This is a genomic window from Streptococcus mitis (assembly GCF_047459985.1).
Taxonomy (GTDB): domain Bacteria; phylum Bacillota; class Bacilli; order Lactobacillales; family Streptococcaceae; genus Streptococcus; species Streptococcus mitis_DZ.
The window spans coordinates 21,505-34,346 of record NZ_JASHHD010000008.1 but is presented as its reverse complement, the minus strand read 5'-3'; the positions used below and the strand labels follow the sequence as shown (position 1 = coordinate 34,346).

At 41.0% G+C, this 12,842-nt stretch carries 11 protein-coding genes; 1 reads left to right on the top strand and 10 read right to left on the bottom strand.

What is annotated here, in order from left to right; translation table 11 throughout:
• Window positions 1–83 precede the first annotated feature (83 nt).
• The 9 genes from comB to QM959_RS05915 all read right to left on the bottom strand — a co-directional run bounded on the left by comB (window position 84) and on the right by QM959_RS05915 (window position 10,587).
• A complete protein-coding gene (comB, locus tag QM959_RS05955; RefSeq protein ID WP_414372041.1) occupies window positions 84–1,433 on the bottom strand; it encodes a competence pheromone export protein ComB in 1,350 nt (449 codons plus the stop codon).
• Window positions 1,434–1,445: 12 nt separating this feature from the next.
• Window positions 1,446–3,599: a peptide cleavage/export ABC transporter ComA gene (comA, locus tag QM959_RS05950; RefSeq protein ID WP_414372039.1), complete on the bottom strand. Its 2,154-nt coding sequence runs from the start codon at window positions 3,597–3,599 to the stop codon at window positions 1,446–1,448.
• Between the two features lie 157 nt (window positions 3,600–3,756).
• Entirely contained in the window at window positions 3,757–3,945 is a 189-nt protein-coding gene (locus tag QM959_RS05945; protein ID WP_414372037.1) for a hypothetical protein, read from the bottom strand.
• Between the two features lie 503 nt (window positions 3,946–4,448).
• Complete coding sequence (locus QM959_RS05940; RefSeq protein ID WP_414372035.1) at window positions 4,449–5,687, bottom strand: N-acetylmuramoyl-L-alanine amidase family protein; 1,239 nt, start codon at window positions 5,685–5,687, stop codon at window positions 4,449–4,451.
• An 88-nt stretch (window positions 5,688–5,775) separates the two neighbouring features.
• A complete protein-coding gene (locus QM959_RS05935; protein WP_414372034.1) occupies window positions 5,776–6,966 on the bottom strand; it encodes an N-acetylmuramoyl-L-alanine amidase family protein in 1,191 nt (396 codons plus the stop codon).
• Window positions 6,967–7,422: 456 nt separating this feature from the next.
• Window positions 7,423–7,656, bottom strand: coding sequence for an acyl carrier protein (locus QM959_RS05930; RefSeq protein ID WP_414372032.1), 234 nt, complete (start codon window positions 7,654–7,656; stop codon window positions 7,423–7,425).
• Between the two features lie 5 nt (window positions 7,657–7,661).
• Window positions 7,662–8,654, bottom strand: a complete 993-nt coding sequence (gene plsX, locus QM959_RS05925; protein WP_414372031.1) for a phosphate acyltransferase PlsX — start codon at window positions 8,652–8,654, stop codon at window positions 7,662–7,664.
• Window positions 8,651–9,421, bottom strand: coding sequence for a DNA repair protein RecO (recO, locus tag QM959_RS05920; RefSeq protein ID WP_414372029.1), 771 nt, complete (start codon window positions 9,419–9,421; stop codon window positions 8,651–8,653). The genes plsX and recO overlap by 4 nt, the downstream gene beginning before the upstream one ends.
• A complete protein-coding gene (locus QM959_RS05915; RefSeq protein WP_414372027.1) occupies window positions 9,418–10,587 on the bottom strand; it encodes a pyridoxal phosphate-dependent aminotransferase in 1,170 nt (389 codons plus the stop codon). The genes recO and QM959_RS05915 overlap by 4 nt, the downstream gene beginning before the upstream one ends.
• Before the next feature lie 573 nt (window positions 10,588–11,160).
• On the opposite strand from QM959_RS05915, the gene QM959_RS05910 reads away from it, so the two are divergent.
• On the top strand, window positions 11,161–12,171 hold the full coding sequence (locus tag QM959_RS05910; RefSeq protein ID WP_218774347.1) for a YeiH family protein: 1,011 nt from the start codon (window positions 11,161–11,163) through the stop codon (window positions 12,169–12,171).
• Window positions 12,172–12,392: 221 nt separating this feature from the next.
• On the opposite strand, the gene QM959_RS05905 is transcribed toward QM959_RS05910, so the two are convergent.
• Window positions 12,393–12,830 carry a CoA-binding protein gene (locus QM959_RS05905; protein ID WP_414372024.1) on the bottom strand — a complete coding sequence of 146 codons (438 nt, stop codon included), beginning with the start codon at window positions 12,828–12,830 and terminating at the stop codon, window positions 12,393–12,395.
• Window positions 12,831–12,842 lie beyond the last annotated feature (12 nt).

The following is a 12,842-nucleotide window of genomic DNA, read 5'->3' as shown; positions in this document are numbered from 1 at the left end:
TTGCCGTACTCAAGTACAGCCTGCGGCTAGTTTTCTAGTTTGCTCTTTGATTTTCATTGAGTATAACTCTAAAAATACGAACATTACTCTTTATTCAAAAATTGATCCAAATAATAGCGTAGATAACTTTTCTTGCCTGTAATCATTTGCAGACGACCTTCCACCCCATACCGAAGTTTTTCAGCCTGCTCAGAAGTTAGATTAGTCTCCGCCTCGATTTTAAAGAAATTCCCTTTCTCAGTCTTAGTAGCTGTCGCATCTATGCTAGTAATCGTGGAATCCAGGAAAATTTGATTCTTGGCATCATGAGTCGTCGTATAGCGAACAGAATCACCGACCTTGATCCTTGCTACATCTTTTGAACTTAGATAAGCTGTAAGTTTGGCTTTCCCTTCTTTTTCTAAGGACGGATAGAGTTGGGCTAACAGGCTCCCCTCTGCAACCATGCTAGAATCACTAGTCTCAGGATTAAGATGAAGCACCCCATCCTCACTCGCCGTAATTTTCCCCTTGTCTAGAAGACTTCCCTGTACCTTCTTGCCTGACTCCACCTCCAAGATTTTCTGGTCTAGAAGGGTCAATTCCTGACCAACCTTAGCCAAGTGTTGTGATTTAAGAGATTCCAATTGACTGCTTAAACCAGACACATAGGCTTGCTGGGTACCTGAACCCGCATACTGGACACGATAAGTAGCAAGACTAGATTCTAACTGAGAAAGCTGTGCTTCAACCTGCGCCACTGCCTGAGCCTTAGCTTGCGGATTTTCCTCGCCCTGAGACTTATAGGACTGATAGAGAGAGTAGGCTAGATTCTGACTGGCCAAGGAAGCACCTGTTTCAATAGCTGATTTAGCTGTCTGGTAATCACGAATTTTAGCCTCTGTTTGGCTGATGAGGTTGCCGATTTCAGCTTGGGTTTGGCTAGCTGCTGCATTCTGGGACGCGATGGTCTCATTTTGTTGCGATGTACTAGCCCTAAGACTGCCTGCTTGACTGATGTAGTCGCGAAAGGTAGCCTGGTAGCCAAACTTATCCTCCTCTGGAAAGTGGTTCTCACCTTCTTGCAGGCTCTTTTGCAAATACTCCAATTGCTTTTTTTGATCCTTGAGCATGTCCAACTGACTGGCATAGGCCTCTACTTGAACACCTTCTGCCCCTTCCTGATATTGAACCAGAAGCTCCCCCTTCTTGACCATCTTATTTTCTTCCAAATGATTGACAAGAATGCGATTGTTGCTAGTTGACTGGATATTTGCAAGGATACGACTAGGCTCGATAGTGGCTCTAGTAGACAAACTCATCTCCTTCTCTGCCAAAGTTGCAAATCCAAGTAAAAACACGAGCAGAAGCGACATGGGGACAATCACCCGACTGGAAAAATTATGGTAACGACGATTATAAAACTCCGCACTTTCTAAAAATTCTGGTTTCATCCTCTCCTCTTTCTAGCTATTCACCAAATGGGCGTAAAAGCCACCCTGTGCAAGCAAATCAGCATGCTTTCCTTCTTCAACAATCTTGCCCTGATCCAAGACAACAACCTTCTCTGTCCGCTCAGCAATGGTCAAACGGTGAGCAATGAAAATCAAGGTCTTGTCTAAAGCCATAAGATTATCGACAATTCGCTTCTCAGTCAAAATATCCAAACTGCTGGTCGCCTCATCCAAAATCAAGACAGGCGCATCTGTCAAGAGAGCACGCGCCAAAGCGATTCTCTGACGTTGTCCACCTGAAATCCCCGCCCCATCCGAAGTCAACTCTGTCTGATAATTCAATGGCATGCGCTCGATATCCTCCCGAATCTCTGCCAACTCGACCGCCCGTAAGATATCTTCCTGAGTCGTCCCTTCCTTGGCTCCCAAAAGAAGATTGTCCAAAATCGTTCCATTAAAGACATAGGGCTGTTGAGGCAGATAGTTGATATACTGGCGCAGAGCCTTTTTATCAATCTGATTGAGATTGACACCACCCAGACTAATCTCTCCCTGACTAGGATCGTAAAAATTAACCATCATCTTAGCCAAGGTCGTCTTACCCGATCCTGAAATTCCCACAAAAGCCACTTTAGAGCCTTGTGGAATAGTCAGATTGATGTCCGACAAGACATCTCGACCATAACCATATTTGTAGTGAACCTGCTTGAAATCCATATCTCCTTCTAGCAAGCTCAAATCTGAGACTGTTTTCTTTTCCTCAAACTCAGATGCAACCAGATAAACTTCATTCAGACGGTTATTGGCTACCTGCGCTGTCTGAAGTTTGGTTTGCAGATTGATGATATTCTCCAAAGGATTTGTAAAGTAAATAAGCAAGGTATTATAGGTGATCAACTGGCCCAAACTCATCTTATTGTCCATGACTAAGAGAGCCCCCATCCATAGAATGCCAACATTGAGCAAGAGCTGGGCAAGCTTTTTCAGAGCCTTTTGCTGACTTTCTGCCCGACTATAGGTAAAAGATTTTTTCAGATAATCCACAAATTCCTTGTCAATCTTTTGATAACGGGAGCTTTCACTAGTCAAGGATTTTATCGTCTCAATGCCATTAATATCCTCAATGATAGAAGAAGACAGAACTGCATTGGCTTCCATGGTATCCCGATTCATCTTTTCAAACGGCTTCATAAAGGCAAAGATAATCACTGTGTAGATAGGAAGCGCCAATAAGGTCATGAAAAAGAGATTGGTATTTTGTGAAAATAAAACAAGGGAAATAATGACAACCGTTGACACATCTAGGAAAATCGAAAGGATGGTCGAAGCCAGTGCATCGATAATACTATTAGCATCTGTAAAACGAGAAACAATTTCCCCTGTCCTGCGTGTCGCAAAGAAGGACATCGGCAGGTGAAAAACATGCTTGATATAGGACAATATCACATCAATTGACAAACGTTGCCCCAGAACAAGCAAGAGATACTCCTGAGCATAAGACAAGATCTGCTGGAGGATATAGACGATGACCAGCCCAATTGAAATAATCCCCAGTGTCGAACGCATCTGATCTGGCACATAGGTATCAATGATAGACTGCAGATAATAAGAACCCACAATGTTAATCAAGGTTACCAAGAGTGTTGCCAAAACGATATTGGTAATCAAGCCACGCTGCTTCACCAATATAGGGATAAAAGAGAGCAGGCCATTCTTTTGATCCTTATGAGGCTTGTAGTCTGGACTAGGTGCCATAAAAAGAGTCACCCCTGTCCATTCTTCCGCAAAACGCTCACGTGGCAGTTTGGTCAACTTCACCCCAGGATCTGGATCGGCAATATGAATGCTGTCCTTATCCTGCCCAGTCACCACATAGTAGTGGAGCAATTTCCCTTCCTTAAGCACATGGGCAACAAAAGGAAAAGTCAAATCTGGCAAGTCAAAGAGAGTCATATCCGCCTTGATAGCCCGCGTCTCAAAACCAATCTCCTCTGCCACCTTGACCAAGCCTAAAGCCGTCGTCCCATCCATGGTCGTCTTGGCCAATTCTCGCAAGTGAGCCAAAGAATAATAGCTACCATAGTAGCCAAAAACCATGGCTAATGAAGCTACACCGCAGTCCATCTGATCCACCTGCGGACGATAATGACGTTTCCCAAATTTCATATTCATCTCCTTTTTCCTAAACTCATCTGATAATAACTATCTTACCCCAATCCCCAAATAAAAACTGGACTTCCTCCCCAAATGCACCTTTCTCCCTCCCAACTGCATTTTTTGGCAAAAAAATAGGCAGAACAAATGTCCTGCTCAAAATATATATTTATTTCTTTTTCTTCCTAATTCTTTTGTCAATCATATATAAAACGATAATCGAAAATAGCGGTGGTACAATATAACTCTTTTCAGTCATTGTCAGCTGAAATCCCAGAGTTGCTAGTATCCTAAAGATGAAAATATTCATTAAAAATAGAAAAACAAATACTAAAAAATATTTTAAAATCTTATTCATTTCTTTTCTTAAACTTTCCTAATTTCTATACCTATTTTATCAAAAAATACATATAAAACTCCAAATAAACTCCAAACGATATAAATAAATACCTCAACTGCACTTTTTGGATAAAGAAAATAGGTAGAACTAACGTCCTACCTACTAAAAATATGGTATGAAAGGAAATTGATTTTTTACTGTCACCCTAGGCAAGCTTGGAACAAATAAATTATTGATAGTAACATTTATGTATCTCTTTTTACAAAATTCCGGTGTAATTTGGTAACCTAGATAAATTGGAGGAACTATGATGGAAACCATCAGCAATAAAGCAAATAGAGTTTCCTTAATAAAAATCATACTGTCTAATCACATTCTCCATTATTATATTTACAATCTTCTGTAGCATTCCATCTACAAAAGGCTTTAGTTTCCTTTTAAAATACAAGAAATCTAAAGCCTCCTGAAAATGGTATATTGGTTAGAGTGTTAACGATTAGTTGTGAAGATTGCTTATCTATTTATTTTACCACAAGAACCTTGTAATATTCATACTTATTTGGCTGTGTAATCTTAATTTTTTGACCATAGAAACCATCGATTTCTTTGTCAAGATAATCTCTAACTCCTGATGGCAAGCGTTTCATCTTAAGAATCTCACCAGATTGGTCTGCATATACAAGGAAGTGATAGTGAGTTGTAGCCATACCATCATCAATCAGTACAAAGTAACCTGTTTTGAGCTTACCTTGTCCATTATCTAAATAGTATAGTTTATTGTTATTGATTGTGAAGTTATCAAATCGAAGTCGTACACCTGGGTCTTCTAGATAAAGATCATTGCCAACTTTTTTGATTTCTGATCTAGTTGTCATCTCTGGAAGTGGTAATACTCTACGACCATCTGCTCCAAAGTAATATCGACCTGGTAGATTTTGGAAATTACGAATAACAGCTTTAGGATCAATTTCTTGTCCTTCTTCTTTATTATCCACTAAAGCTAAGGTAGTATTTGCAACCTCATCCCCATATTTGTCGGAAAACTTCTTGAACTCAGGTTTGATATACCAAGTATTTTTATCCACGATAACATCAGTATAGTTATGTCCGTCAAATTTTGATGTAATCAGATATTCATATCCATCGCCTAAACGAACAATATCATCATTTTTATAAGGGCTATTTTGTAAAGTGAACATATGGCCATCCTTGCTGAGAATATAGCCTGTCCCATCACTAGAATTTACAACTCTATCAGAGGCCATCGCACCTGATTGTTCAAAATAATACCAATTATTATTTATGCACTCCCAACCTGTCATCATAGAACCACTAAAATGAAGATAGTACCATGTGTTGCCTTCTTTGTACCAGCCTGTGCGCATAGCGCCACTATTAGCTAATGAGTACCAGGTGTTACCTTCCTTATACCAGCCAGTGCGCATGGCACCACTATTTGCGAGTGAGTACCAGGTATTGCCTTCCTTGTACCAGCCTGTGCGCATAGCACCACTATCTGCTAGTGAATACCAAGTATTGCCTTCTTTGAGCCAGCCTGTCTGCATTTTACCAGTGCTGTCAAAATGATACCATGAGCCAGCATTTTGTACCCATTTATCCTTAGCTAGACTGCCATCTTGTGAAAGATTCCAGTCAGCACCATTTTTAACCCAAGTATCTGCAGCCTGTGCTTGGTTGATAGACAATAGTAGACCAGCACCTACAAGCAGACCAAGAGTGAGTAGTTTAGATTTTTTCATAGCCATTTCCTCCTATCCTATAGTGAAATGAACATAATTTCCTAGTAAACGAAACTGTTCACTTTTTCGTTTTACTCTGTCAGATAGTTTATTTCACAACAAAAACATTTCCTGTTGAACTGTCATATCTAACAGTTTCTCCATAAAAACCTGAAATTCCTTTTTCAATATAATCACGGAAATCATTAGGTAAAACTTTCATCTTCACGATTTCACCAGATTCATCTGCATAGCCCAAAATATGGTGATCTTTAGATAATAATCCGTCCATAAACATTGTGAAATAGCCAGTTACAAGTTTACCATTACGATTATTGACATCTCTTAGATAAAGTTTGTTGTCATTAATTGTCAATCCAGATGATTCTAGACTAATAACTGGACTTGAATTTTTAAGATAAAGTTCAGATCCAACTTTTTGAATGGGGAAGTGAGTAGTGAATTCTGGTAGATTCGCAACCTTACGTCCATCAGCTCCAAAGTAATATTTATTTGGTAAGTTTTGGAAATTCTTTATAACAGCTTTAGGATCAATTTCTTCCCCTGGTTTTTTATTATCAGTAATTGCATCTAAAGTATTTAGTTTTACATCGCCAATCTTTTGATAAGAAAAACGTTCAACAATAGGTTTGATATACCAGGCATTCTTTTCGATAACAACTCCATCTTTCTTATGAACAAGGTGATAATCATAACCATCAGACAAAGTAACGATATCTGTAATAACTGTATCATCAAAAGGATCTTGTTCAACTTCACTTGGAAGTTTGGTCAACATATAACCATCCTTGCCAATGACATAACTTTCCCCATCACTGGCTGGGACAGCTCTATCTGCGATCATAGCACCTGAATTTTCAAAGTAAGACCATTTACCATTTGCAGTCGCCCATCCTGTTGCCATAGCGCCACTGCCTTTGAGGTAATACCATGTAGACCCTTCTTGGTACCAACCTGTACGCATGGCACCACTATTTGCGAGTGAGTACCATGTATTACCTTCCTTGTACCAGCCAGTGCGCATTGCTCCACTATCTGCTAGAGAATACCATGTATCACCGTCCTTGAGCCAGCCTGTCTGCATTTTACCAGTGCTGTCAAAATGATACCATGAGCCAGCATTTTGTACCCATTTGTTTTTAGCGAGACTGCCATCTTGTGAAAGATTCCAGTCAGCACCATTTTTAACCCAAGTATCTGCAGCCTGTGCTTGGTTGATAGATAAAAGCAGACCAGCACCTGCAAGCAGACCAAGAGTGAGTAGTTTAGATTTTTTCATAGCCATTTCCTCCTAAAATAGATAAATCCAAAGTAAGAAAATCCAATAGAAACGAAGTCAAAATAGAACTTCTAAAATTTCCAAAAATATAAGATAGAGACTAGTTTATCAAAAGTACATAGCCATCACCTTCTCCCAACTATAAAATAAATCCTTTTTTATATCTACATTATAGTCCTGGAAAAAAGGAAAGTCAATTGAATTTGTGACTATTTTAACATTTTTGTTCTAGCAGAAATCAATTGATTTTTTCATTTGATCTTCATTTCTTATCTCCTTTTTGGAGATTGATACTCAATGAAAATCAAAGAGCAAACTAGGAAACTAGCTGCAGGGGGCTCAAAGCACGGCTTTGAGGTTGTAGATGAAGCGACGCTGACGTGATTTGAAGAGATTTTCGAAGAGTATTAAGCCAAATAAAAAATTCCAAAGCAAATGCCTTGGAACTTCTTATCTTTATTTTGCTTGAATGATTTTAACCACATCGCCTACACTTTGCAGTTGGTCAATTTCCTCATCACTGATTTCGATGCTAAATTCATCTTCCAGTGTCAAGATAAACTCCATCAAGTCGACTGAGTCAGCATCCAAGTCGTCTTTCAGACTCAAGGATTCTGTCACGACAAAGTCCTCTCCCTGTCGCTCTTGGATAATGGTCACAATACGGTCAAAAATTTCGTTTTCTGTCATCTCTTTTATTCTCCTGAAAATTCACGCGCAGTCTGGGCAACTACGTCTGTTTCTAGCATGGTACGGATCTGGCGGATTGTACTATAAACAGCCTTGGCATCGCTTGAGCCATGAGTCTTGACAACAGGTGCCTTGACACCAAACAAGACTGCTCCACCAACATCTGAGTAGTTGAGCTGTTTTTTCAAACCTCTGAGGCTGTCTTTGAGAAGGAGGGCGCCTAGTTTCGCTCGAAGCCCTCCACCTGTAATAGCTGTCTTGAGCAAGCCCATGATTCCCATGGCTGTCCCTTCGATGGATTTGAGCACAGCGTTTCCCGTGAAACCATCTGCCACAACAATATCCGCAACGCCATTCATCAAATCACGCGCTTCCACATTTCCGATAAAGTTCAAACTTTCATCAGTCGCCAGTAATTCATAAGTTTCCTTACGAAGCGGGTCGCCCTTACTACTCTCTGTTCCGTTATTAAGCAAGCCAACACGTGGTTGCGCAATGCCACGGACATTTTTAGCATAGAAAGAACCTAGAACCGCATATTGATGGAGGTGCTGGGCTGTATTTTCCGCATTAGCACCAAGGTCCAGCATGTCAAAACCCTTCCCATCTACAGTTGGCAAGGTCGACATAAGTCCAGGACGGTCGATATTCTTGATACGACCCACGATGAAGAATCCTGCTGCCAACAAAGCACCTGTATTCCCAGCTGAGAGGACAGCGTCTGCTTCTCCTTCTTTGACAGCCTTGGCCGCCAAGACCATACTGGCATTTTTCTTCTTCCGAATAGCTCTCGTAGGTTCATCGTCCGAATCAATCTTCTCATCCGTATGGATAATACTGACGCGCTCTGTCGCTGTCAGATATTGCTTGATTTTAGCTTCATCTCCGTAAAGTTGAACCTCAATATCTGAAAAGTCAGCTAGGGCTTGATTGACACCCTCAACGATGGCTTGGGGTGCGTAATCGCCCCCCATGGCATCTACTGCGATTTTTTTCATTTGTTTTCCTCTTTTAGTAATTGTCCCCAATCGGCTAGGGAATCAATAAATTTCTTTGATTTTAGGTGAATCCCAACATACTCTTCGTAAATCTGGTCCATAAACTTGCGTAAGTCTTGCTTAATTTCTGACTTGAGCGAAATAGTCTCCAGAGTCTCAAAATCAATAGCTTGAAATTGATTGAGCAAATAAGGAATATTGGGATTCAGGTGGCAACGTTTCTCGTCTTCATGATAATGTTCTGGACAGAGGCAGGCTCCATATTTGAAAGAAAAGTCAAAAGCCTGACCAACCCGATGACAAAAGACACACTCATTAAAATTGAGGCTGATTCCAAATCTGGTCAAGATTTGAATTTCAAAAATATTGGTCAAAACCTGATAATCCAAGCCAGCTTCCATCAACTCCAAGGTCTTTTGTAAAAAAGCAAACAAGGGAGCATCCTGCTGATTATCCTGCAAACTAGCATCTGCAAGAGCCGCTACGTAGGTCGCATAGGCCATGACAAAGAGATCACTATTAATCTTTGGAAAGGTCATCACCTCATGATAGTCCTCGATGTAGCTAAGTCCGTCATCATTGATTCGCAAGAGAAATCGTGCCAGCACCAAGGGCTGAATAACCGGAGCTAGTTTGGATTGGCCGGCGTGTTTGACAAAAAACATGCGCTTGCCTGCCTGTTCTGTAAAGATTTTAACAAGCTTATCATCCTCTCGAAAATTTCGATTGTAAAGTACTAAACCCTGACTCGTAATCGATTGAATCATGCTTCTCTCATGTACTCCTCAAGTCGTTTCATAGCTTCTCTAATGGTTCCCATGCTAGCTGCATAAGATAGGCGAACATAGCCTTCTCCATACTGTCCAAAGGCAGCACCAGGGATAAAAGCAACAGCCTTCTTCTGGGCAAAATCCTTCAGAAAAGCAAAGGAATCTTGATTATATCCTGCCGGAATCTTAGCAAAGATATAAAAAGCCCCATCTGGTTTGATAATCTCAAAACCAAGGTCAGTCATCTTGTTGATAATATAGTCCCGACGCTGGATATATTCCTTCTTCATCGGTTCTGCATCATCTTTACCAGCTGTCAATGCTTCCACCGCAGCATGTTGTGCCATGGTGTTTGCAGCAGTTACTAAATATTGATGACTCTTGATGAGTTGAGCTGTGAAGTTTGCTGGTGCAAAGATAAAACCTAAACGCCAACCTGTCATGGCATGGGATTTAGAAAGACCGTTAATGATAATTGCCTGATCTCTCAGCATAGTTCCCAAAGACACATGATTTTCTCCTGTATAGGTCAATTCTGAGTATACTTCATCACAGACTACGAAAATCTCATACTTACGTAGAACAGCTGCCAAGGCTTCTAATTGCTCGCGACTATAGGTAATTCCTGTAGGGTTGGCTGGATAGTTGAGAATAACTGCCTTGAGCTTGTCCCCCTGCTCCAAAATTGCCTTTTCCAACATCTCAGGCGTCAAAACAAAACCATTTTCAGTTGTATCAATCTCGACAATCTCTGCCCCCACTAGATTGACAATCGGCTCGTAACCTGGATAGGCAGGAGCTGGCAAGAGAACCTTGTCTCCTTCCTCCAAAATAGCTGTCAAAGTAGCAGATAGGGCTTCTGTCGCACCAATTGTAACCAAGATTTCATTCTCTGGATTGTAGTCCAGCTGATATTTCTCTTTTACAAAATCACTCGCCGCCTGACGCAATGTCAACAAACCGCTCATCCCTGTATAGTAGGATTGGTCTTGGTCAATGGCTCGCTTTGCAGCTTCCTTGACATGATCTGGCGTTGTAAAATCTGGTTCTCCCAAGGTCAATCGCAGGACTCCAGGAATCTCTGAAATAGCCTGGTCAAATTGACGAATCAAGGAAACTTGTATCTTATCTAATTGTTTATTAAAGCGTTTGGTTAAGTCCATATATATCCTCCTTGATCAAAGAACATATATCTATTATACTACAAAAGCTCTCTGACCGCAAAAATACATGATAGAATAACGCTAGCATAACAAATTGAAGTGTGTTAATTTTAATCCATTACAACACTATGTTTTTAGAATACTCAATGAAAATCTCATGAGACTAGGAATCGAGGTGAAAGCATAACTAAAGTTAGGTAAGCCGAAGATGACAACGTATCATGAGATTTTCGACGAGTATTGAGGTTTTGATAATCTTCGTTACAACTATTCTAGCACCGTTACTGATTACTATTATCGGTAATGTCATTTCTGAGTGGATAGTCAGAAAGTGGTTAGATAAGCGCGACAAAAAAATATAACCTGAGTTTAGTTTTAATATAACTGGACAAAAAGAAATACCAGAGGTGGAGCTCTGGTATTTTTGTTTTTGCCAAGACTTCGTTACAGTTCTTGTAAGATTATTATCACATAATTAGCACTACTTGTCAAATAATTATTAGGCTCCACTTTCTATTTTACTTTTCCTGTTTATAGGTCTATAATAGTAACAGATTCTATTTGGAGGTTTTTATGTCATTTCTATCAAAAAATGGAGCAGGCATCTTTGCCTGCCTTCTCATTTCTATCGTATCTTGGTACTTAGGAGGATTCTTCCCTGTGATTGGCGCGCCTGTATTTGCGATTTTCATAGGCATGCTCCTACATCCCTTTCTCTCGTCTTATAAACAACTGGATGCTGGATTGACCTTTAGTTCTAAAAAATTGCTCCAATATGCCGTTGTCTTGCTTGGTTTTGGTCTCAATATCTCGCAAGTCTTCGCAGTCGGACAATCTTCACTCCCTGTCATCCTATCCACCATCTCAATAGCTCTGATTATTGCCTATTTCTTCCAGCGCTTCTTTGCACTGGATACAAAACTGGCTACCTTGGTTGGAGTAGGTTCTTCAATCTGTGGTGGTTCTGCCATTGCAGCAACAGCGCCTGTTATTCACGCCAAGGAAAAGGAAGTAGCCCAAGCCATCTCCGTTATCTTTTTCTTCAATGTCTTGGCTGCGCTCATCTTTCCAACGCTAGGTACCTGGCTTCATCTATCAAATGACGGCTTCGCCCTCTTTGCAGGGACTGCGGTCAATGACACTTCCTCTGTAACCGCCACAGCCAGCGCTTGGGACAGTCTCTACCAGACTAATACCCTCGAATCCGCAACCATTGTCAAACTTACGCGGACTCTGGCTATCATCCCCATCACTCTCTTTCTCTCCTACTGGCAAAGTCGCGAGCAAAAAAATAAGCAAGGCTTGCAACTGAAAAAAGTCTTCCCACTTTTTATCCTTTACTTTATCCTTGCATCTCTCCTAACCACCCTACTGACCTCTCTCGGGGTATCCAGTAGTTTCTTTACCCCTCTCAAACAACTCTCCAAATTCCTCATTATAATGGCCATGAGTGCTATCGGTCTCAAAACAAATCTGGTCGCTATGGTCAAATCCAGTGGAAAATCCATTGTTCTCGGAGCCATCTGCTGGATTGCCATCATCCTCACCAGTCTTGGTATGCAGACCCTTATCGGCATTTTCTAATACTCTTCGAAAATCTCTTCAAACCACGTCAACGTCGCCTTGCCGTATGTATGGTTACTGACTTCGTCAGTTCTATCCACAACCTCAAAACTGTGTTTTGAGCTGACTTCGTCAGTTCTATCTGCAACCTCAAAAACAGTGTTTTGAGCAACCTGCGGCTAGTTTGCTCTTTGATTTTCATTGAGTATAACACAAAAGGTAGCCCATCAGCTACCTTTTTCTTATGCTTCCTCAAGCAAACGTGTATGTTCTCTCTTGATACAGCGATTCATCACGATGTCATCGCATCCACCAGCACGCAAGATTTCTTCCGCTTCTAGACTTTCAAGTCCCAGCTGTGCCCAAAAAATCTTAGCATCAGCTTTGAGAAAATCACGCGCCACATCTGACAAAAACTCGCTACGACGGTAAACATTGACAATGTCTACAGGAAAAGGAATCTCAGCGAGGCTGGCATAAGCCTTTTCACCCAAGATTTCGCCACCTGCCGCCTTGGGATTGACTGGGATGATTTTATAACCCCGAGCCTGCATTTCCTTGGTCACTCGATTGCTGGTTGTTTCCTCACGATCTGATAACCCCACCACAGCAAGGGTTTTACTCGTTGCTAAATACTGACTAATCACGCCATCACTTGGATTGATAAATTCTTGACTCATAGAAATCCTCCT